The sequence below is a fragment of the Rhodoferax sp. genome, assembly GCF_030646845.1.
GTDB lineage: Bacteria > Pseudomonadota > Gammaproteobacteria > Burkholderiales > Burkholderiaceae_C > Rhodoferax.
This window is the reverse complement of sequence record NZ_JAUSLE010000082.1, coordinates 1-20,666: the sequence shown is the minus strand read 5'-3', so window position 1 is coordinate 20,666 and position 20,666 is coordinate 1. Positions and strand designations below refer to the sequence as shown.

Annotated in this window: 26 protein-coding genes and 2 pseudogenes; 13 read left to right on the top strand and 15 right to left on the bottom strand. The window is 61.4% G+C overall.

The window, feature by feature from the left end; translation table 11 throughout:
- Both Q7T10_RS19600 and Q7T10_RS19595 read left to right on the top strand, forming a co-directional pair.
- A partial coding sequence (locus tag Q7T10_RS19600) for an amidohydrolase family protein (protein WP_304751401.1) occupies positions 1-572 on the top strand: 572 nt, incomplete at its 5' end.
- Positions 573-984: 412 nt separating this feature from the next.
- Positions 985-1,326, top strand: coding sequence for an RNA-binding protein (locus Q7T10_RS19595; protein ID WP_304751400.1), 342 nt, complete (start codon positions 985-987; stop codon positions 1,324-1,326).
- 73 nt (positions 1,327-1,399) lie between these two features.
- On the opposite strand, the gene Q7T10_RS19590 is transcribed toward Q7T10_RS19595, so the two are convergent.
- The gene (locus tag Q7T10_RS19590) at positions 1,400-2,353 is read right to left on the bottom strand and encodes a ketopantoate reductase family protein (protein WP_304751399.1); all 954 of its coding nucleotides are present in this window, start codon (positions 2,351-2,353) and stop codon (positions 1,400-1,402) included.
- 127 nt (positions 2,354-2,480) lie between these two features.
- Here Q7T10_RS19590 and Q7T10_RS19585 point away from each other — a divergent pair, with 127 nt between their 5' ends.
- The 3 genes from Q7T10_RS19585 to Q7T10_RS19575 all read left to right on the top strand — a co-directional run bounded on the left by Q7T10_RS19585 (position 2,481) and on the right by Q7T10_RS19575 (position 3,776).
- The gene (locus Q7T10_RS19585) at positions 2,481-2,927 is read left to right on the top strand and encodes an EVE domain-containing protein (protein ID WP_304751398.1); all 447 of its coding nucleotides are present in this window, start codon (positions 2,481-2,483) and stop codon (positions 2,925-2,927) included.
- 135 nt (positions 2,928-3,062) lie between these two features.
- Positions 3,063-3,440, top strand: coding sequence for a co-chaperone YbbN (locus Q7T10_RS19580; protein WP_304751397.1), 378 nt, complete (start codon positions 3,063-3,065; stop codon positions 3,438-3,440).
- Positions 3,441-3,482: 42 nt separating this feature from the next.
- A complete protein-coding gene (locus Q7T10_RS19575; RefSeq protein ID WP_304751396.1) occupies positions 3,483-3,776 on the top strand; it encodes a TusE/DsrC/DsvC family sulfur relay protein in 294 nt (97 codons plus the stop codon).
- Positions 3,777-3,804: 28 nt separating this feature from the next.
- Here Q7T10_RS19575 and Q7T10_RS19570 read toward each other — a convergent pair whose 3' ends face one another.
- From Q7T10_RS19570 to Q7T10_RS19550, 5 genes are all read right to left on the bottom strand, one after another.
- Positions 3,805-4,023 carry a glycine zipper 2TM domain-containing protein gene (locus tag Q7T10_RS19570; protein ID WP_304751395.1) on the bottom strand — a complete coding sequence of 73 codons (219 nt, stop codon included), beginning with the start codon at positions 4,021-4,023 and terminating at the stop codon, positions 3,805-3,807.
- Positions 4,024-4,079: 56 nt separating this feature from the next.
- On the bottom strand, positions 4,080-4,727 hold the full coding sequence (locus Q7T10_RS19565; RefSeq protein ID WP_304751394.1) for a hypothetical protein: 648 nt from the start codon (positions 4,725-4,727) through the stop codon (positions 4,080-4,082).
- A gap of 23 nt (positions 4,728-4,750) precedes the next feature.
- Positions 4,751-4,969 (bottom strand): CsbD family protein, encoded by a 219-nt coding sequence (locus tag Q7T10_RS19560; RefSeq protein WP_304751393.1) that lies wholly within the window; start codon positions 4,967-4,969, stop codon positions 4,751-4,753.
- Positions 4,970-5,091: 122 nt separating this feature from the next.
- Positions 5,092-5,583, bottom strand: a complete 492-nt coding sequence (locus Q7T10_RS19555; protein ID WP_304751392.1) for a glycine zipper 2TM domain-containing protein — start codon at positions 5,581-5,583, stop codon at positions 5,092-5,094.
- A gap of 38 nt (positions 5,584-5,621) precedes the next feature.
- On the bottom strand, positions 5,622-6,200 hold the full coding sequence (locus Q7T10_RS19550) for a BON domain-containing protein (protein ID WP_304751391.1): 579 nt from the start codon (positions 6,198-6,200) through the stop codon (positions 5,622-5,624).
- Between the two features lie 138 nt (positions 6,201-6,338).
- Here Q7T10_RS19550 and Q7T10_RS19545 point away from each other — a divergent pair, with 138 nt between their 5' ends.
- The 5 genes from Q7T10_RS19545 to Q7T10_RS19525 are packed head-to-tail and all read left to right on the top strand — an operon-like array spanning position 6,339 to position 10,165.
- Entirely contained in the window at positions 6,339-7,472 is a 1,134-nt protein-coding gene (locus Q7T10_RS19545; RefSeq protein ID WP_304751390.1) for an MlaE family lipid ABC transporter permease subunit, read from the top strand.
- A gap of 1 nt (position 7,473) precedes the next feature.
- On the top strand, positions 7,474-8,316 hold the full coding sequence (locus Q7T10_RS19540; protein ID WP_304751389.1) for an ABC transporter ATP-binding protein: 843 nt from the start codon (positions 7,474-7,476) through the stop codon (positions 8,314-8,316).
- On the top strand, positions 8,313-9,242 hold the full coding sequence (locus tag Q7T10_RS19535; RefSeq protein WP_304751388.1) for an MlaD family protein: 930 nt from the start codon (positions 8,313-8,315) through the stop codon (positions 9,240-9,242). Before Q7T10_RS19540 ends, Q7T10_RS19535 begins: the two co-directional genes overlap by 4 nt.
- Positions 9,239-9,892, top strand: a complete 654-nt coding sequence (locus Q7T10_RS19530; RefSeq protein ID WP_304751387.1) for an ABC-type transport auxiliary lipoprotein family protein — start codon at positions 9,239-9,241, stop codon at positions 9,890-9,892. Before Q7T10_RS19535 ends, Q7T10_RS19530 begins: the two co-directional genes overlap by 4 nt.
- Positions 9,893-9,949: 57 nt before the next feature.
- Positions 9,950-10,165 carry a hypothetical protein gene (locus Q7T10_RS19525; protein WP_304751386.1) on the top strand — a complete coding sequence of 72 codons (216 nt, stop codon included), beginning with the start codon at positions 9,950-9,952 and terminating at the stop codon, positions 10,163-10,165.
- Between the two features lie 34 nt (positions 10,166-10,199).
- On the opposite strand, the gene cls is transcribed toward Q7T10_RS19525, so the two are convergent.
- Both cls and Q7T10_RS19515 read right to left on the bottom strand, forming a co-directional pair.
- The gene (gene cls / locus Q7T10_RS19520; protein WP_304751385.1) at positions 10,200-11,588 is read right to left on the bottom strand and encodes a cardiolipin synthase; all 1,389 of its coding nucleotides are present in this window, start codon (positions 11,586-11,588) and stop codon (positions 10,200-10,202) included.
- Between the two features lie 2 nt (positions 11,589-11,590).
- A complete protein-coding gene (locus Q7T10_RS19515; RefSeq protein ID WP_370653800.1) occupies positions 11,591-13,540 on the bottom strand; it encodes an AsmA family protein in 1,950 nt (649 codons plus the stop codon).
- A 313-nt stretch (positions 13,541-13,853) separates the two neighbouring features.
- Here Q7T10_RS19515 and Q7T10_RS19510 point away from each other — a divergent pair, with 313 nt between their 5' ends.
- Both Q7T10_RS19510 and Q7T10_RS19505 read left to right on the top strand, forming a co-directional pair.
- Positions 13,854-14,294 (top strand): YXWGXW repeat-containing protein, encoded by a 441-nt coding sequence (locus tag Q7T10_RS19510; protein WP_304751384.1) that lies wholly within the window; start codon positions 13,854-13,856, stop codon positions 14,292-14,294.
- Positions 14,233-15,207, top strand: a pseudogene (locus tag Q7T10_RS19505) (sulfate ABC transporter substrate-binding protein). Before Q7T10_RS19510 ends, Q7T10_RS19505 begins: the two are co-directional and overlap by 62 nt.
- 404 nt (positions 15,208-15,611) lie before the next feature.
- On the opposite strand, the gene Q7T10_RS19500 reads toward Q7T10_RS19505, so the two are convergent.
- Positions 15,612-15,947: a cytochrome c gene (locus Q7T10_RS19500; protein ID WP_304751383.1), complete on the bottom strand. Its 336-nt coding sequence runs from the start codon at positions 15,945-15,947 to the stop codon at positions 15,612-15,614.
- Positions 15,948-16,098: 151 nt separating this feature from the next.
- The gene (locus Q7T10_RS19495; protein ID WP_304751382.1) at positions 16,099-16,470 is read right to left on the bottom strand and encodes a thioredoxin family protein; all 372 of its coding nucleotides are present in this window, start codon (positions 16,468-16,470) and stop codon (positions 16,099-16,101) included.
- Between the two features lie 257 nt (positions 16,471-16,727).
- Between Q7T10_RS19495 and Q7T10_RS19490 the strand changes: the two genes are divergently transcribed.
- Positions 16,728-17,279, top strand: coding sequence for a hemerythrin domain-containing protein (locus Q7T10_RS19490; RefSeq protein WP_304751381.1), 552 nt, complete (start codon positions 16,728-16,730; stop codon positions 17,277-17,279).
- 18 nt (positions 17,280-17,297) lie between these two features.
- On the opposite strand, the gene Q7T10_RS19485 is transcribed toward Q7T10_RS19490, so the two are convergent.
- From Q7T10_RS19485 to Q7T10_RS19465, 5 genes and pseudogenes are all read right to left on the bottom strand, one after another.
- Entirely contained in the window at positions 17,298-17,489 is a 192-nt protein-coding gene (locus tag Q7T10_RS19485) for a 2-hydroxymuconate tautomerase (protein WP_304751380.1), read from the bottom strand.
- Positions 17,490-17,508: 19 nt separating this feature from the next.
- A complete protein-coding gene (locus Q7T10_RS19480; RefSeq protein WP_304751379.1) occupies positions 17,509-18,513 on the bottom strand; it encodes a tripartite tricarboxylate transporter substrate binding protein in 1,005 nt (334 codons plus the stop codon).
- 29 nt (positions 18,514-18,542) lie between these two features.
- A complete protein-coding gene (dmpH, locus tag Q7T10_RS19475; RefSeq protein WP_304751378.1) occupies positions 18,543-19,331 on the bottom strand; it encodes a 2-oxo-3-hexenedioate decarboxylase in 789 nt (262 codons plus the stop codon).
- The gene (gene bphI / locus Q7T10_RS19470; RefSeq protein ID WP_304751377.1) at positions 19,328-20,371 is read right to left on the bottom strand and encodes a 4-hydroxy-2-oxovalerate aldolase BphI; all 1,044 of its coding nucleotides are present in this window, start codon (positions 20,369-20,371) and stop codon (positions 19,328-19,330) included. Before bphI ends, dmpH begins: the two co-directional genes overlap by 4 nt.
- Before the next feature lie 19 nt (positions 20,372-20,390).
- Positions 20,391-20,666: pseudogene (locus Q7T10_RS19465) on the bottom strand (acetaldehyde dehydrogenase (acetylating)); the annotation flags it as partial.

Sequence of the window (20,666 nt, the reverse complement as noted above, 5' to 3'; positions counted from 1 at the left end):
AGGGCCGCGTCAACGGCTCGCACTGCACGTCGATGCATTCGATGGACAACTATTACGTCAGCAAGCTGCTCCCCCTGATTGCCGAGAGCGGCGTCAGCGTCATCGCCAACCCGCTGATCAACATCACGCTGCAGGGCCGGCACGACACCTACCCCAAGCGCCGCGGCATGACGCGCGTGCCCGAGCTGATGGCCGCCGGCGTCAACGTCGCCTTCGGCCACGACTGCGTGATGGACCCCTGGTACGGCATGGGCAGCGGCGACATGCTGGAGGTGGCGCACATGGGTCTGCATGTGGCGCAGATGACGAGCCAGAAAGGGATTCGCGACTGCTTTGACGCGGTGACGACCAACGCGGCGAAGGTGATGCACTTGCAAAGCTATGGGCTGGAGGTGGGCTGCGATGCGAGTTTTGTGCTGCTGCAGGCGCGCGATCCAGCGGAAGCGATCAGGCTGCGGGCGAACCGGCTGAAGGTGTGGCGCAAGGGCAAGCTGGTGGCAGAGACGCCGGAAGTAATGGCAAGGCTGCAGTTGGCAGGACGTCCGAAGGCGGTTGGTTTTTCACATCCGTGAAATCAACTGATCGGGACAACTTTCTTGACAATCTGACGTGATTCCTGAATCGAGAGTAAAATCCGCATGCTGCTGCAATTTGCTTACCTTTGCAGCAACTGTAGTCTGACACGGTCAGCGGCACCTCACACGCCGCCCCCGAACCTTTTTGGCCGATAGATCCGGCCCTCCCGGTCGTCAAACTCCCCCAGCGGCGAGCTTTACCTCCGGTCTCATTTTTTCCCTCCCCGACCGAACCCATGACCTGGGCCCAAGAACCGGATTCATTTCCGGCTCATGAAACCCCGGTTTTCCTGCATGCCTGGCTGTAGCCAGGCAACAGTTCCGTTGATGGTTTTTTAACCAAGACCGTCATTCCCCCCGCGTCGCGCGGTTCATTGAAACCGCGGACGCTTTTTTGAAAGATCCCAAAATGGGCAAGAAACTTTACGTTGGCAACCTCTCCTACTCGGTAGATGACCAATCCCTGAATCAAAATTTCTCTGACTTCGGCACCGTCTCGTCGGCCAAGGTCATGATGGACCGCGACAGCGGCCGCTCCAAGGGCTTCGGCTTCGTGGAAATGTCGAGCGACGCGGAAGCCCAAGCGGCCATCAGCGGCATGAACGGCAAATCGGTCGATGGCCGTGACATGGTGGTCAATGAAGCCCGCCCGATGGAACCGCGTACCGGCGGCTTCGGTGGTGGTGGCGGTGGTGGCCGTCGCGAAGGCGGCGGTGGCGGCGGCTATGGTGGCGGCGGCAACCGTTACTGAAGTCTGCACCTCAGTTGAAAAACCGGCCTTCTGGCCGGTTTTTTTTCGCCCGCCGTGTCGTCCTGCAGCAGCCCTAAGCCCGCTCTCCCTCCAGCAACTTCACCAATGCCCACAACACCCGGTTCGCCGGCGTGGCAATGCCCAGCGCCGCGCCGCGTTTCACGATCAGGCCATTGAGGTAGTCAATCTCGGTGCGCTTGCCGCGCGCCAGATCCTGCGCGGTGGATGAATACTGGCTGGGCATGCTGGCGGCGAGCTTGTCCACGGCCGTGTGCACGTCGCCCGCCACCTGTACGCCTTCGGCCTGCGCCACGGCCAGGCATTCGGCCACCACGTCGCGCATCACGTCCTGGATGCCCTCGCCCGCCACCGTTTTGCCATAGGGCAGCTGGGTGATGGCCGAGACGGCGTTGTAGGCGCAGTTGAGGATCAGCTTTGCCCACAGCGCGCCGCGCACGTTGCTGGAGATGTCGGTAGGGACGCCAGCGGCGATCAGCGCTTGCGCCACGCCCTCGCTCGAAATGGAAGCGGAGGCAGCGGGCTCGATCACCAGTTCGCCGCGGCCATGGTGCCTGACGTGGCCGGTGCCGGCCATCTCAGTGGCAACGTAAACGACTGCGGCGGCCACAGCGTGTTGCGGCAGCACGGTGCGCAAGCGGTCGGCGTTGTCCACGCCGTTTTGCAGCGTCAGCACCAGCGCATCGGGCGCCAGGTACGGCCGCAGCAGGGCGCCAGCCGATTCGGTATCGGTGGACTTGACGCACAGCAGCACCAGCTGCGCGCCCTGCACCGCGCTGGGGTCCGTGCTGGCGGCCAGGCGCACGTGCTCGTCGAAGGTTGCGGTTTCCATGCGCAGGCCGTCGCGGGCTATTGCCTCCACATGCTGGGGCCGCGCGATCAGCACCACCTCATGCCCGGCGCGCGCCAGCATGCCGCCGTAGTAGCAGCCGACGGCACCCGCGCCCATCACGGCGACCTTGAAGCCATTTTTTGCCGCGTGTGGCTCGGTGAGCGGGATGCTGGGCATGGTTGAACTCTCGTGTATCAAACAGGAAAACCTATTCTAGGTATGGCGTCCATGTTGCGCTGTCGGTGCGGACGCCCTGCGGAGGATGCGCGTGCAATGTGGGCCGGACACTGGCAAACTTGAGCCGATGAACTACTGGCTGATGAAATCCGAGCCCAAAGAATGCTCGGTCGACGATGCACTCGCCGCGCCCGATGCCACCGTGCCCTGGACGGGCGTGCGCAACTACCAGGCCCGCAACTTCATGCGCGACGCCATGCGGGTGGGCGACGGCGTGCTGTTCTACCACTCCAGCTGCGCCGAGCCGGGGATCGTGGGCATCGCACGCGTGGCTTCAGAAAGCCGACCCGATCCCACGCAGTTCGATCCCAGGTCGCCCTACTTTGATCCGGCTTCCAGACCCGACGCGCCGCGCTGGCTGCTGGTGGACGTGCAGGTGCTGCGAAAGACCCCCCCGCTGACCCTGGCCGAGCTGCGCGCCCGGCCTGAGCTGGCCGACCTGCTGGTGCTGAAGAAGGGCAACCGCCTTTCCATCACGCCAGTGGAGCCGCGCCACTGGCAGGCCATCACCTGAAGTCGCGCACATGGGGCCTGCCCGTGGCCCAGACGGCGCTGGCTGCACGGACAAACGCTACCCATCTGGGGAATGGCAGAGCGCGTGCAGCTTCCTTAAACTGCTGTTTTTCCTGCACTCAAACGATTCAAGGCGATGAAACTCTCTTTTGACGTAGAAGAAGCCAACTTCGACGAACTGGTGCTGGCCCGTTCGCACGAGGTGCCGGTGTTGCTGGATATCGGCGCCGAATGGTGCAGCCCGTGTCGTGTGCTGGGGCCGATGCTGGAACGGCTGGTCCAAGAATACGGCGGCAAATTTGTGCTGGCCAAAGTCGATGCCGACGAAAACATGCGAATAGCCGGCCGGCATCAGGCAAAAGGCTTTCCGACCGTCATCGCCTACAGCCATGGGCAGGTCATTGACCGTTTCCACAGCGCGCAGACCGAAGGCTTTCTGCGCCGGTTTCTTGAAGGTTTTATCGAACGCCATGCCCAGCCAACGACCGGGATGGCCGGGTTGACAGTGGGTTGAATGCGCCAACCGCAATTTTTTATTCAGAAAGAAGGGCTCAACATGGATCTACCAGATCGCGACGGAGATGGTTATCTCACCGACATGAGTGCGTGGACCGAGGACATTGGCCGGGCCATGGCCGAAGCCGACGGCTATGAGCTCGACGATGCCAAATGGGCGCAGATCATGAAAGCCCGCGAATATTACGAAGAATTCGGCAGCGTGCCCCCGATACGGAAATTCGCCAAATATCTGAACGAGGAACAGAACGCGGTGTTCAAACTCTGGATGACCGGTCCGATGAAGCCGATCACCAAGTACGGCGGTTTACCCAAGCCTACGGGCTGCGTTTGATGCATGACCCGCAGTGCTTGCGGGTGCCTTACTTGTTCTTGGTGACTTCGTGACCGATGACGCCGCCGACCGCCGCTCCGGCCGCAGTTCCCAACAAGCCCCCGCCGACGACATTGCCCGCCACGCCGCCGATAACGGCACCTGTGGCTGTCCCTTTTTCCTGCGTTGTCATCCCGGCACAACCGCCCAGGGCGACCAAAGCTGATGCGGCAACCAAGCCAATTGAATATTTCCGTATCATTTTCATTTCGATTCCTTCATGTTGACCATCTGACAAAAAATCCGCATTCGAACGAATGTGGCTTAAGACTTGCCGAAGCGCGCCTTTGCCTGCTGGACGCAGTTGCTCTTGGCATCACCTGCCAATGCATCACACTTCTCCTTCGCGACTGCATAGCCCGCATCGCGTTTTACTGATGCGGCATCCTTGCGCGCGTCAGCACCTTTTTCGTTCGCCTTGGTCTGGGCCTTCATCGTCTTCTCGTCCGCGGCGCTCTGCGCTTTGGCGGACGTCTCGCTGGCCGTGTCATTCGCATTGGCGGTCTTCACCTGCACCGAGGCGTCGGCCTTGGCGGTCACGGCGGCAGCCTTCGCTTCCTTCACGCACACGTCCTTGACGTTGCCCGCCTTGTCATCGCATTTTTCACTGGCGACCGCGTAATCGGCGTCTGCCCTGGCGACGCGCACCTTGTAATTCGTGGCCTCTGAGGGCTTGTATCGCGCCCTCAGCTCGGCCTTCTCAACCTTCGCCTTACCACTGGCCTCGGCCTTGCATACATCCTTCGCATTGCCGGACAGCGAACCGCAGGCCGCCGTGGCGGACTTGTACTCCGCGGCAATGACGTTGCCGCCGGACTTGTATTGGTCTTTCGACATGGACTGCGCCATCGCCCCGGCGCTGACAAAGAGACCGACCGCAATTGCAATGGCGCTGATATTTGAGTTCTTCATGGCTTGTACCCTGGTTGACCGAATCACTTGACGTGATTCATTTCTTTCATTCGCTTGTGCAAACCGGCGAGCTGCTGCCTGCTCTCATCCCTGGAGATGCCATACCGCTCCTGGATCTTGCCGGCGAGGCCATCGCGTTTTCCTGCAAGCATATGGAGATGGTCATCGGTCAACTTGCCCCATTGCTCCCTGACATGGCCATGGAGTTGTTTCCAGTTGCTTTCGATGCGGTCCCAGTTCATGTCGTTGTCCTTCAGGGTGATGGAGAATCGGCCCGTGCTGGTCCCGCTTGCCCCTTGCTGTGATTGAAGTTTATGGACCATGCGCACCGGCGTCCGTTTGCCAGCGCACATAGTCAAAAAGATCAATACCGCCGTGCGACGCCGTTTTCGATCCGCACGCGGTCACCCACCCGAATATCGGCGATGGTGGTTTGCGTTACTGTCTGATAGGAGCCGTCGTTCATGCGGATGGTGAATTTGTAGGCGTCGGCTTGGGTCTGGCTTCTCTTTTGCATTTCGTTGCCGGCATAGGCGCCACCGGCAGCGCCGAGCACGGTGGCGGCCGTCTTGCCCTGACCCGCGCCCACCTGGTTACCGAGGATGCCTCCGACGACGGCACCCGCGATGGCGCCCGCGCCAATGCCGCTGCCACCAATGCCGGTGTTGTCCTGCCGGACAAGCTCGATGGACTGCACGACGCCATATCCCGCGTAAGCAGCGCCTGAGTTGGTGGTTTGCGGGTAGGCAGTGCCATAACCGGATGTATTCCCCGCCGTATTCATGTCTGCGCAAGCGCCGAGCGTGAGTACGGCAGCCACCGCGATGGCTGATTTGAAAGTATTGATGGTTTTCATGAATTGGTTCCTTAAAGATTTGCTGGTTGCTGGGACTTTTACTTCTTGATGCTCATTTCGTTGCGCACGCTGCGCACGCCCTCGACGCTTCGGGCAACTTCCACGGCACGGTCGATCTGGCTCTGGTTGTCGACAAAGCCACTGAGCTGGACTTCATCCTTGCGCGTCACGACTGCAATGTCGAAACTCTTGACGTTCGCATCGGAAAGCAAGGCGGATTTCACTTTCGTCGTGATGATGCCGTCGTCCACTTTGTTGCCGACCGTCGTCGCCTCGCCCTTCAGGCTCAGCTTGTTATCAATGTTTTTCACACCAGCCACGGCGCGTGTGACAGCCGTTGCGCGATCAATTTGCGCCTGGTTGTCCACAAAACCGCTCAACTGGACTTCGCCCTTGCGGGTTTCAACCTTGAAGTCAAAACTCTTGACGTCCGGGTCGGCGAGCAGTGCGGATTTGACTCGCGTTGTCACCACGCTGTCGTCAATCTCCGTCCCCACCGTCGTGCTCGGTGCCGGTGTGCCGGTCGTGTCCGAATACTTGCTGCAGCCGGCGGCAAAGATCGTCATCGCTCCCACAAGCGCTGTACTCAAGACAAGCAATCCGAGGTTTGGTTTCATGTGAAAGATTCTCCATATCTAAGAACTGGATGGAGCCGCAGGACGGGCTACCAGGCAATTGTTGCCCCGGTGCGTCCGGCGTTCTGTGCGCCTGCGCACATACGCCAGAATTTATTTGATTTAGCCTGCAGGGCATCTATGAAGCCGATCCCCATGGCCGCCGCCATCGCCCAGCCGGGCCCGCACGACCTTGCGTTGTCGGGGTGCTGGACCGCGCGCGGTATCGGCGCCATCGAGCATCGGCTTGAGTCGGTGCGGCTATCCGCCAACACGCCGGCGATTGCCGACGGCGCCGCTATCGAGGCACTGGACTCGTCCGGCGCGTGGGTGCTGCAAAAACTGTTGCTGCGCCTGCGTGATGAGGGAATCGTCGTGACCCTGCGCGGCTTGCGCCCGGAATTTTCCAGGCTGCTGGAGGCCGTGGCGCAACAGGTCGCGGAACAAGTGGCCCGGCCCGCGCCGGCCGCCAGCACACCGCCATCAGTGATTGCAGGCATTGGCCAGAGTGCTGTCGCCGCATTCGAGCAGGCTGCTGCGCTGCTCGGCTTTGTTGGTGAAGCGGCGTTCGCGTTTGCGCAATCCGTCGTGCATCCGGGCCGGTTCCGGTGGCGCCCCATCCTGTACAACATCCGCACGGCCGGATTCGACGCACTGCCCATCGTCGGGCTGCTGTCATTTCTGCTCGGGATTGTCGTCGCCTACCAGGGCGCCAGCCAGCTCCGGCAATATGGGGCCAACATCTTTGTCGCTGACCTGGTGGGTTTGTCGATGCTGCGCGAATTCGCACCTCTGATCACGGCCATCATCATCGCCGGGCGCTCGGGCTCCGCCTATGCCGCGCAGATCGGAACCATGGCCGTGACCGAAGAGATCGATGCCATGCGCACCATCGGTATTGCACCGATGGAACTGCTGGTCCTGCCCAAGATCATTGCGCTCGTGATCGTCTTGCCGCTGCTGACAGTGTTTGCGGACGTGCTCGGTGTCTTCGGCGGAATGATCATGGCACGCACACAGCTCGATGTCGGCTTTGGCGAGTTCCTCGACCGCTTCTCCAAAGCGGTCAGCATCACGTCCTATGTCGTCGGCATCGGCAAGGCACCGGTATTCGCCGTCATCATCGCCGTGGTTGGCTGCTTTCAGGGCTTTCGCACGCACGGCGGCGCCGACAGTGTCGGGCGCCAGACCACGCGCAGCGTCGTGCAGTCGATCTTTCTCGTGATCGTCGCCGATGCCCTGTTCTCGATCGCCTTCAGTGTGCTGGACCTCTGACATGGAAAGCCAGGCGCAAAACAGTGAGGCGGTCATCGACATCAGGCAGGTGTCGACACGCTTTGGTGATCACGTGGTGCATTCCGGTATCGACCTCGAAGTGCGCCGCGCCGAGATATTCGCGGTGATTGGTGGCAGCGGTTCCGGCAAATCGACGCTGCTGCGCGAAATGATCCTGCTGCAGCGTCCCAACGAGGGTTCAATCCGGGTCCTTGGCGTCGACCTGCAGAGCCTTGGTGACGAGGAGGCGCTGGCACTGCGGCAGCGCTGGGGTGTGATGTTCCAGCACGGTGGCTTGTTCGGCTCGCTGACGGTGATGGAAAACGTCGGCTTGCCGCTGCGCGAGCACACGGCGCTGGGCGATCGCCTGATTGATGAGATCGCGGCGTCCAAGCTTGCCATGACGGGTCTCAAGCCTGAAGTTGGCGCACAGTATCCGTCGGAACTCAGCGGCGGCATGATGAAGCGCGCGTCTCTGGCCCGCGCACTGGCACTCGACCCCGAACTGCTTTTTCTGGATGAACCCACCGCCGGGCTCGACCCGGACAGCGCCGCCGGCGTGGATGAGTTGGTGCTCAAGCTGCGCGACCTGTTCGGCCTGACCATCGTCATGATCACGCACGACCTCGACCTGTTGTGGCAGGTGGCCGACCGCGTCGCCGTGCTCGCGGACGGCAAAGTGCAGGGCGTCGGCTCCATGTCCGAGCTGTCGCGCATGGACAAGCCTGCCATCCGGCAGTTCTTTGACGGCCCGCGGGGCCGGGCGGCGCAGCAGCAGGACAGGCTGCATGCCGGCCTGCCTGAAAGTGAAACCATCGGGGAGCCATCATCGAAACCAAAGTGAATTATTCCGTCGTTGGCGCGTTTGTGCTGGTGCTTGGCGCCATGCTGATCGCCGGTGTGCTCTGGCTCGCCTCGGGCGGCGCCTGGCAGAAACAATACGATTTCTACCTTGCAATCCTGGACGAATCGGTCGCGGGTCTCAATCTGAATGCGCCCGTCAAATACAACGGCGTTGATGTCGGCAATGTGCGCGATATCAAACTGGACCGCATCAACCCGCAGCGGGTCAAGCTGCTGTTTGCGATTGAGCATGGCACGCCCATCAAGGAGGACACCATCGCGGTTCTGAAAACTCAGGGCCTGACAGGCATCGCCTATGTCGAACTCAGCGGCGGCGCAGCGGATTCACCCCCACTGCGCGCCGTCGCGGGAAGCCGGTATCCCGAAATCCGCACCAAGCCTTCGCTCAGCGCGCGGCTGGAGAACGTGCTCACCAGTGTGCTTGCCAAGATGGACAGCACATCGAACAACATCAATTCCATCCTCAGTGATGCCAACCAGGCGGCGTTCAAGAGTGCGCTCGCCGACATCGCCACGGTGGCGCGCACGATCGCAGCGCGCAAGGACACGATCGACGCGGGCATCACCCATGCCGGCCAGACGCTGCAGTACACATCACAAGCCACGGCGCAGATGGGTGCCGTGCTGGATCGCATCGGACGCAGCGCCGACGCTGTCGAAAAGATGGGCACCGAGGTCGCCAAAACGAGTGCCAGCGCCGGCAAGACCGTCGACGCAGTGGGCTCCGACGTCAAACGCTTCGGCTCGGAAGCACTGCCGGAACTGGAACGCCTGCTGGGCGAATTGAGTGATCTGACGACTTCGCTGCGCCGGCTGAGCGAGCAGACCGAGCGGGATCCGCGTGGCCTGCTATTCGGCCGCAAGCCGGTTCCGCCAGGACCGGGAGAACCAGGAACTGGACCATGAAAACGATCAACAAAATGCCTGCCGCCAGATTTGGCCGGCTCCTTGCTGGCGCTGTATCCGTCATCGCCCTCTGTGCCTGTAGCGGCTTGCGCCCGACCGCAACGGTGCATCCGGCCTTCTATGCGCTCGACGGCGCGCCAGTCACCGCCCCGCTGCCGGCCAAGGCCGCGGCGCCGACATTGATCATCAATCCACCGCATGCGGCCGCCGGTTTTGACAGCCAGCGCATCATCTACGTGCGAGAGAACCACAAGCTCGAATACTTCGCGAACAGTGAATGGATAGACCCGCCTGCGCGCATGCTCGGGCCGTTACTTGTCTCCGCGATCGAGAACACCGGGGCATTCCGCGCCGTCGTGCTGACGCCAGGCGCCGCGACCGGCGACCTGCGGCTGGACACCGAGATCATCCGGCTGCAACACGAGTTCCAGAGCAGCCCGAGCCGCGTGCGTTTCACGCTGCGGGCCTATCTCGTGGATGACAAGACGCGCCGCGTGCTGGCCTGGCGTGAGTTCGATGCTGCCGTTGCCGCGACCAGCGAAGACCCTTATGGGGGCGTGATCGCGGCCAACCGGGCCGTACAGAGCGTACTCAAAAGCCTGTCGCAATTCTGCGCCGAGACAGTGGACAATGCGCCATTGACGAAATGATCGAAAGCGGAGTTGTTCTGCTTTGGCACTTCACAATTTATTAGGAGACAAACACAAATGAATCCCACGAAACTTATCGGAATCATCCTGATCGCAGCCGGCGGCCTGGGGCTGGTATACGGCGGCTTCAGCTACACCAAGGAAACCACGGGTGTGAAGCTGGGCCCGCTGGAACTCAAGGTCCAGGAGAAGGAAACCGTCAATGTGCCATTGATCGTCAGCGCTGGCGCGATCGTGCTCGGCGTATTCCTGCTCGTCGTCGGACGCAAATAGTGATTGGCCGGGCCGCGCAGGAGCGCCGTCCGGGCTACAACAAGCGCCCCCAGACCCGCGCCATCCACTCCCTGACGCGGAAGTGAAGTGGCCGGCGCTCCCAGCCTTGCGGATCGATGGCCTGCGACGCCTCCAGGTCCCTCGCGAACATGGCCTGCATTTGCTGGGCGAACTCTCGTCCGAGGATCACGGCGTTGACTTCATCGTTGTCAAGAAAGCTGCGCCAATCCAGATTGGTAGACCCCACGGTGGACCAGACGCCGTCGATGACCGCCGTTTTGGAATGCAACAGCGCACCGCCCCGTTCGAAGATTTTGACGCCCCCCTGGAGCAGACCAGAGTAATGCGCGCGTCCCGCGTGAAACACGATGGCCGAATCAGAGTGGCTCGGCAATATCAGCTTCACATCGACCCCGCGCGCGGCAGCGTCGGTCAGTGACTTCAGCAACTGGGGATCGGGTACGAAGTACGCATTCGTCAGGTGCACCTGCTTTTCCGCATTGCCGATTGCCGATATCAGGGTCAGGTAGATCAGGCTGAAGGGATCGTCGGGCGTGCTGCCGATGGCGCGCACGATGTCTTTCCCCTGCGCCGTCAGGACCGGGAAATAGTCTTTTCTGGCAAGAGGATTACCGCGCTGCTTTTCCCAGGTCTCCATGAAGAGCTTCTGAAATTCGGCAACCACCGGGCCCTCGATCTGCAGGTGGGTATCGCGCCATGGGACCGTGTTTGTCTCCACCTTCCCGGCCCGCTTGAGGATCGAACCCGAAGAATAGACGCTACTGATGTTGATGCCGCCAAGGAATACGGTGCGCCCGTCCACCACCAGCAGTTTGCGGTGATCGCGGTTGTTGATCCGCCACGCCGTCTTGGCCGTGAGCGGATTGATCGGATTGAATTCGAGCACCTGGATTCCGCCTTGCGTCAAGCGATCGAAGAAAGCCTTCGGCGTGTTGAAGCCACCTACGCTGTCATAGATCAGATTGACCTGCACGCCCCGGGCTTGCTGCGCCAGCAACAGGTCGGCGAACTGGCGCCCAATTTCATCGTCTTCGATGATGTAGGTCTCCAGGTTGATGTGGTCCCGCGCGTTGCGGATGGCAGCGAACATGGCCGAGTAGGTCGCCGCACCATCCTGCAACAGGGTCACTTTATTGCCCAGGATGAGCGGACTGCCAACGATGGCCTGCTCCAGCACAATCTGCTTTTCCAGAATATCGATATCGCCGGACTTGCGCTTGAGCTCCGCGAGAATCGCCGCACTCTTTCCCGCCGAGAGCTCGCCGCGCGCGTTCTCAAAGCGGGCGGCTTGTCCGGTGTGCCGCTCTATCAGGGCCTCGGTATCAGGCAGCGTCGCGCAGGCCCCTGCCGCAAACAGGGAAAACACCGCCAAAGCCAGCTTGAGCCCACGAATCGCCGTCATATTCATTTCCTTACAGTTGCCTCATTATTGGCTGGACGCGGCAAGGCCCTGGCATCGCTGACCAATTTTCGGCAATCGCTGTCCTTTCCGGGACCGGCGTCGATCAATGGGATGAGCGTCAGCAGGGGGTTGACCATGCCCAGCGCAATCGCACCAATTGCACGGGCGGCAACCCGCCCTTTGTCGACCTCGACCGTGGGCCTGACAAAGCTGCCACGGACGTAGATCGGGCTGCGCAATGCCAGGGGGCTGGTGTTCTTGGTTTTCTGATTCAGCGTCAGATCCAGCTTCTCCTGCCCCAGATCGATGCTGCCTGTACCCAGGATCGTGGTGACCTCTGTATCGAAGACCAGCGCGTCCGTGACCATGACACCATCCTTGACATCGAAATCGGCCACTCCGCAACGCAGCTTCACGAGCTTGTCACCGGTCAGGCTCAGTTCCAGTATTTCCCACAGATGCAGGCCGGCCTTCTCCATCATCAGCTTGCTGATCTCGCCGCGGGCGATGACCAGCCCCACCTTGCCACTGGAACTCGCGAGCATGCTACGGACCGAGTTGCCCTTGCCCACCAGATCGAACTCGCCATTGATCTGGCCGACGCTGGTCTTGGTCAGATCAACCGTTGGAAACAGCTTGGCCATGAGAAGTTTTCTTGCCCGCACCTTGGCGGTCGCCTGGATCGGATCTTTGCGCCCATCAAGCGAAATCACGGCATTCAGGTGACCGCCCGCGACGCCGAAATCGAGCGGATCGAGCGTCAGCACGGAATCGTGCAAGCTCAAATGGGTCTTGAGATCTTCAATCGGCAGCTCCTTGGTGCGGCGGATGGTCCTGGCCTGCAGGGTAACCTCCGCGTCCACACTGTCCCAGCGATCGGTCTTGAACGGCAGTTCGGGCAGCACCCGTGCCGCCGCGGGCGTCGGCACGCTCACCAGAGACGGCGAAGGGGATGCCTGTTTGGCAGTCTGCACACTTCCGGGTCGCGCGCCAATCATCGGCCCGAGATCGTCGAGATCAAGCAGCTTGGACACCAGCTCGGCTTTCAGGGCCGGGCGTTTGCCACCGGTATCGACCTGCAATGCACCTTCGATGTCGCTGGCGCCGATGCGTCCGGAGAACTTGTCGTAGCGCCAGGTGTGGCCGCTGTGCAACAAATGCCCTTCGGTCGCGTAGGATCGTGTGGCCGGCAGCGCGATGCCAAGCAAGGGAAAGAGCTGGTCGAGACTGTCGCCGCGCAGGGCCAGACGCATGTCGATGGCCGAGAATTTAAGCAGGCTGGTGATGGTGCCGTCGGCCCGCACGTTCGTGCGCCCAATGGTCGCATCAATTTTCAGGGCATAGGGCGTTGTCTCGTCACGCAAGGACAGCACTGGTCCGCCGCTGCCCGCCGCCTTGAGGGCCAGCCCCTTGTATTGTCCGCGGGCGTTGAAGACAACACCTGCATCGGTCGTGCGCCCTGCCTGGGCGTTGGCGCTCGAGAGATCGGACCGGATGCTGGTCTTCGCCTCTGGATCGTCATAGCCGAGCGTTCCGCGATCAAGCGTCAGGCGGTCGATCTGGATACGCGCGCCTTCATCCTGCTGGTTGCGGTCGAGCAGCCAGCTCTTGCGCCCTTCGGTGCCTTGCTCCAGAAAGACGGCGGGGCGCGTCAGCCGCACCTCGGGGAAGACAATGTTTTGCCGCAGCAGCTTCGGCAAGTCGATCGCGATGTCGACAGCGTCGGCCGTGACCATCTGCTTTTCCCGGGCCCAGTCCGGGTTCGCGAATGTCACGGCGTCGGCGTGAATGTGCGGCCAGGGCCAGCCAAACTCCACGCTGAGGTCGCCGCTGATGGCCAGCACACGTCCGGTTTTCTCCGCCGTGATGCGCTCGATCGGGCCACGCAGCCAGTTCCAGCCGAACAGGGCAATGAACAGAGTGGCCAGCACGATGGAAGCGAGTATGGACACTGCTGTCCATTTGAGGAAACGAGGTAGCGTCATGTTCATGTGGGCGGCGATGCGGGCATGCTGTTTTTGAGGTCCAACGGCGAGGGAACGTCCGAGAACTCCGGCGACCCTCCGCGCCGGCCAACTGCTGCCCGACACGCGAAATACCTGTCCAGTTTCCATATCGGGGGATCGGGCGTCTGTGCGCTGGCAGACACAACAAGCCCGGTTGTTCCACGACCAGCGGCCGATAGCCATGTTGTGTGGGCCAACGCACAGAACATGAACCCGCCTCGTGCGAGCATCAGACCATCAACCGCAAATGGAACAAATCATGAACCACAACAACGTCGTTCGAAGTCTCTTGCTGTCCGCAGTGCTGGCCGCCAGCACCGCAGCCCTACCGGCTTTCGCGCAAGTCAGCATCAACATCAATATCGCGCCGCCTGTGGCACAGTACGAGAGCGCCCCGGCAATGGCACCAGGCTACGTCTGGGCACCGGGCTACTGGGCCTGGCACACCGACCGGTACATCTGGGTTCGCGGCCACACCGTTGCGCAACGCGTCGGCTACCGTTGGGAACCGGATCGGTGGGAACAGCGTGGCAACAGCTACTACCGGCACCCGGGCAACTGGGCACCTGATGCCAGCTATCACGCCGTCAAGGCAAAGAAAGAAAAGAAGCCCAAACACTGGGACAAGGGCCGCGGCAATGACGGGCCAGGCCAAGGCAATTCCGGCAAGCATGGCAAAGGTGGCAAACACGACCGTTAACACGGTGCCGCCGCTCTCGCTGGCGCCGCGCTGGGAGCGCTTGCCCAGCCAGCACACGCTGCTGAATGTCTCTTACGACCCCACCCGTGAGCTCTATTCTGAGTTCAACGCCGCGTTTGCCAAACTCTGGAAGGCCAAGACCGGCCGGGACGCTGACGTCGTGACACTGGCCCTGGCGGGTGACGTCAACGCCCTGTACAAAAACGGACAGTGGATTGCGCAAGACTAGCAAAAACGCCTGCCGCACAACTCGGCGCCCTACACCTCCACCATCGTGCTGGTAATGCGTCAGGGCAATCCCAAAGCTATCAAGGATTGGGATGACCTGGTCAAGCCCGGCATCAGCGTCATCACGCCCAACCCCAAAACCTCCGGCGGCGCGCGCTGGAACTACCTGGCCGCCTGGGAGTTTGCCAAACGCAAGTTCGGCAGCGAAGCCAAGGCTAAAGACTTCGTGCAGACCCTATACGAGAACGTGCCGGTGCTGGATACCGGCGCACGTGGCTCGTCGATTAACTTTTCCCAGCGCAACCAGGGCGACGTCTTCATCTCCTGGGAGAACGAGGCCCACCTGCTGGAGAAAGAATTTGGTGGCAAGGTGGACATCGTCTATCCATCGCTCAGCATCCTGGCCGAGCCACCGGTCACGGTGGTGGACAAAAACGTGGACCGCAAGGGCACCCGCGCCGTGGCGCAGGCCTATCTGGAATACCTCTACACCGATGAAGGCCAGGACATCGCCGGCAAGAACTTCTACCGCCCTTCTTCAGAGAAAGCGCAGGCCAAGTACGTCAAGCAGCTGCCCAAGCTCAACCTGTTCACCATCGAGCAGGCCTTTGGTGGCTGGGCCAAGGCGGACAAGGACCACTTTGCCGACGGCGGCAGCTTTGACCAGATTTACCTGAAGAAGTAAGCACAAGCGCCGTCACCTGTGAAACCCCCGCTTGGCCCGACTCGTGAGCCATTGCCCTGCCTTGTCGGCCCACATTGGAGTTCATGCGTTGTGGACGCATCTGCATAATATGTGGGAGGGATGATGGCCATGCCAGTTCACTCAGGACAAGGCGCTTCGGTCAGCGGAGCAGCGCGCAGTGGCGATGAGCGTGTTTCGTTGCTGACAGAGATCGATTTTAAATGGTTAATGGCGGGGCAAGGCTGGTGGATCGACACGACCCGCTTTCATCGTGACCCATCGTATGCAGCCCAGTTCTTGCGCTTGGCCTTGGCGTCGCCATCTTTCGCCTTGCGCGAATGCGCGGCTGTGTTACAGGCTCAGTTTGGCGGCACCCTCAACAGTGCGATATCCCATCCGAGCACTCAGTTGAGCGAGCCGGGCGATGCGCCGGCCCCCGACCAGTTCAACGTGGGATAGTGGTAGTAGAGCGCGTTGAGGTACGCAGCGACCTCCGCCACATCGTCATCACTCCACTCCAGCCCTGAGAATTTCTGCCAACGCCGGACTTCCACCCGAAGACTTGCCGGATCAGTGACGCGTTTCTTGTCACGCCAGTGAACCTCGGTGCTGTGGCAGGCGCTGCAATGCGTCATGTACAACAACTCACCGCGCGTGGCGTCGCGAACTGGCAGTGTTTGGGCTTCGGAGAAATTTCCGAACCAGACGAACATCACGACGAGTATCGATTTCAGAAGCATGTAGTTTCCGTGCACATCGTTTGCATTTCATCATATCCATCACGAAATGTCTTGCCAGATGCAAACTGACCGCAGCGCCCACAGTCATGGCATTTCTTGAAACGCCCATGGGTCTGCCCAATGGCGGCGGTAGTCATTTGTTGCGCCAACCCTAGGGGATCTCTTTCTCCACCCGGATCCTGGCGACCAAGTCTGCGACGGCGCGGTTTGCCAGCGCTGGCGCACTAGCGTCCGCGATCTGTGCCCGAATCAAGCGCTCCAGCGTCTCGACTTGGGGCGTCAGGGGGCCAAAGAAGCGTGGCGCGTCGCCCACGGCAATCAGCAGCGTGGGAAAGTTCTCCACGTCCAGCGGGTGCAGCAGGTCGGCCTCGTCTTCGACGTCGACCCAAACAAATCGCACCTGCGGGAAGGTGAACTGCACCTGGGAGAAGCGGCTGCGGTAGTCATTGCAGACGCCACACCACTCGGCGCACAAGCAGACAACGAGAACAGAGGCTGGCGGCGCCGGGTTTTCGGGGTTCATGAGGTGATGATCGCAAAAATTGTTATGTCAGTTTAGCGATAAACAAATTAAAAAATAAGCAGTTTGAGTTTTAAAGAGCGCCTTCCACTGTGCTCAGACCCGTAACCCGACTTCGACCACCGACCTCCCCTTCCCCTATTACCCACACCCCCTATCCACATGGTCCCCAGCATCATCGTTCCCGGTTGGCGCCGCTCCGGCCCTGGTCAGCCGCGTATATCATGGTCGCTGTTTGCATCAAATGCAGGAGCACAACCATGGGCACGACGACCAATACACCGGTTGAGGAACGCGACGACGCACCGATCGCCAGCTTCTCCCAATGCCATGTGGGCATCCTGTCGCACTTGACCGCTTTTGGCAGCTTGCCCACGCTGCTGGAGCCGGCAGCGCGGGCGCGGCAGATTGCGGAAGAGACACTCAGTTTCTTTCAGGATGTCGTCCTCGAGCATCACGCCGAGGAAGAACGGGAGTTGTTCCCTGCCGTTGTGGCCAGTGCCGCCCAAGGCGATGAACTGGAGTGGATCAAGTCAATGGTTGATCATCTGACCCGGCAGCACCGGCAAGTTGAGTCGACCTGGGCCAAGCTGAAGTCGCAGGTGAAGAAGATTGCCAGGGGCGAAACCACCGACCTGGATACCTCGGCCGTTGAGGCGCTGGTGCGCGATTACGGGGCGCACGCCGCCTTTGAAGAAGCCGAGTTTCTGCCCCTGTGCCAAACCATTCTCGGGCGCAACAGCAATCACATGGCAGCGCTGGGCTTGTCCCTGCACATGCGGCATGTGCCGCCTGCAGTCGGTCACATCTAGCGCCAACCAGGCCAGCCTTCAGCGCCCCAGGTCTTTCGCGCTGGTCCCGGCAATGCCCCAGTTTTCCTTCGGCACGTCATGGATCCAGACCCGGACGTTTTCAATCGGGGCGCCGACAGCTTCCACCAACGCGGCGGTGACTTTCTCGATCACGGCGCGCTTCTGTTCTTCGGTACGGCCCTCGATCATGTAGATTTGTGCAAATGGCATGTTGATGTCTCCTGATGGTCTATTCGGGTTTGATATTGGCGGACTTGATGACCTTGCCCCAGCGTTCGTTTTCCAGTTTGATGAACTCGGCAAACTGGGCGGGCGTGTTGGTCTTGACGTCGGCGCCGATGCCTTCGAAACGGGCGACGATCGCAGGTGTGTTCAGGCCTTCGGCCAGTGTTTTCTGCAACCTGTCGACCGCCTCGCGCGGCATGCCTGCCGGGCCGACCAAACCAAACCAGGTCACGACGTCAAAACCGGGGAAGCCCTGCTCTGCCACGGTCGGCACGCTGGGCATGAGCTTGGAGCGGCTGCCGGCCGTGATGGCAATGGCCTTGAGCTTGCCCAGCTTGACGTTGGGTGCCGCCGTGGTGAGCGAACTCTCGAAGCTCAACGGCACCACACCGGCCAGCAGGTCTTGCGCGGCCGACGAAGTCCCCTTGTAGGGCACATGAATCAGCTGGATGCCTGCGAGCGACTGCAGGTATTCGGCTGCCAGGTGCGAACTGGTGCCGATGCCCGGCGTGGCGTAGGCGAGCTTGCCCGGATTGGCTTTGGCGTAGGCGATCAGACCTTTCAGGTCCGAGAACGGCGCAGACGGATGTGCCACGATGGCACCCGCGGCTGTGCCAACCAGGGTGATGGGGGTCACGTCACGGGCAACGTCGTATGGCAGTGTGGCGTACAGGTTGGGGGCGATCGCCAGGCTGCTGATGGCGCTCAGTGCCAGCGTGTAACCATCGGGCGCGGCCTTGAGCGCCGCGTCGGTGCCAATGTTGCCGCCGGAGCCCGCCTTGTTTTCCACCACGACCGGCTGGCCCAGCTTGTCGCTCAGGATCTTGCCGGCGGTGCGGCCCATCATGTCGGTCGGCCCGCCAGGGGCGAAGGGCACGATCAACCTGATCGGCTTGGAGGGGTAGACGTCAGCTGCCGTGGCGGAGACGGCCAGGGCAGACAGACTGCTGGCCACGCAGACCAGAACGATGCGGCGTGACAGGGCTGGAAGGCGATAAGTTGAAATCATGGAATGTGCAGGAGTTGGAGTTGGAGGGGTCAGACAAAGCGCAGGCTGGTGCTGCCCATGCCTTGCACGCGCAAGGTGACGTTGTCACCCGCTTCCACGGAGACGGCTTCCGTGATGCCGCCCGACAAGATCAGGCTGCCCGCCGGAATGCATTCGCCGCGTTCCGCCAGGTGGTTGGCCAGCATCGCAATGGCGGCGGCCGGGTGGCCGAGCACGGCGGCACCGGCGCCAAAGGCGACCGCCTGGCCGTTCTTCTCCATCACGATGCCGACGGTGCGCAGGTCCACGCCGGACACGGGCATGGGCTGGCCGCCGACCACGAAGCGCGCGGCCGAGGTGTTGTCGGCCACCACGCTTTTCAGGTCGAACTTGAAGTCGCGGTAGCGGCTGTCGATCACCTCGATGCCGGGCATCACAAAGTCGGTGGCGGCCAGCACGGCGCCGATGTGGCAGCCGGGGCCGCGCAACTCGGTCTTGGTGACGAAAGCAATCTCGGGCTCGACCTTGGGATGGATCAGCTCACTCATCTTGCACTCGCCGCCATCGGGCACGGCGTAGTAGTCGGCCATGAAGCCGAACACCGGTGTGGTCACGCCCATTTGTTTCATCTTGGCATGCGAGGTCAGGCCAGCTTTGAGGCCGACGATGCGGCCGCCGCGCGCAATCTTGCGACGGCGGATTTCGTCCTGAATGGCGTAGGCATCGTCCCAATCCATATCGGGATACTCTTCAGTGATCTTGGTCGTGTCCTTCGCCTGCAGTTCGCAGTTTTCCAGGCGCTCGGCCAGGGCGGCAATGGTTTTGGGGTCGAGTTTCATGCGGCTACCTTGGTTAAATTTTGACGTTCACGCGCCATCGTCATGGCAGTGTCTTCGATCATGTCCTCTTGCCCGCCCACCATGCCACGGCGGCCCAGTTCGACCAGAATGTCACGGGCTGGCACGCCGTACTTCACACTGGCGCGTTTGGCAAACAGCAGGAAGCTGGAATAGACCCCGGCGTAGCCCAAGGTGAGCGAGTCGCGGTCGATGCGGATGACGTGGTCCATGATCGGCACCACCAGGTCCTCGGCCACGTCCTGAATTTTGAATACATCGACGCCGGTCTCGATCCCCATGCGCGCGCAGACGGCGATGAACACTTCCATCGGCGTGTTACCGGCGCCGGCACCCAGGCCGGCGGCGGCGGCGTCGATGCGATTGGCACCGGCCTCAATCGCGGCAATCGAGTTGGCGACACCCATGGCCATGTTGTGGTGGCCATGAAAGCCCAGCTCGGTCTCGGGTTTGAGCGCAGCGCGCACCGCACTCAGGCGCACTTTCACATCGTCGGGCAGCATGTAGCCGGCCGAGTCGGTGACGTAGATGCAGTTGGCGCCGTAGCCCTGCATCAGCAGCGCCTGGCTGACCAGCTTTTCCGGACTGGCCATGTGCGCCATCATCAAGAAGCCCACCGTGTCCAGGCCCAGCTCGCGCGACTTCGTGATGTGCTGCTCCGACACGTCGGCCTCGGTGCAGTGGGTGGCGACGCGGATGGTCTTGACGCCCAGGTCCTTGGCCATCAGCAGGTGCTCGACCGTGCCGATGCCGGGGATCAGCAGGGCCGACACTTTGGCCTGCTTCATCAGCGGGATCACGGCGCCGAGGTATTCCTCGTCGGTGTGGGCCGGAAAGCCGTAGTTGACCGAGCTGCCGCCCAAGCCGTCGCCGTGGGTGACTTCGATCAGCGGCACGCCAGCGGCGTCCAGACCGCAGGCGATGCTTTTCATCTGCTCCAGCGTCATCAGGTGGCGCTTGGGGTGCATGCCGTCACGCAAGGTCATGTCGTGAACGGTGATTTTTTTACCTTGTAAATTCATGGTATTTCTCTGCGAGGGTTCAGGCGAAAGCCGGGATGGCGGCGGGCGCAGCTTTGAGCGTGAGCCGGCCGGCGAGGATTTCTTCCGCAAACATTTCAGCCGTGCGGGCCGCAGCGGCCGTCATGATGTCGAGGTTGCCGGCGTATTTGGGCAGGTAGTCGCCCAGGCCTTCGACCTCCATGTAAACCGAGACGCGGTTGCCATCGAACACCGGGCCGTTGACCAAGCGGTAACCGGGCACGTACTTTTGCACCTCGGCCAGCATCTGGTGAATCGACGCGGTGATCTTGGCCTG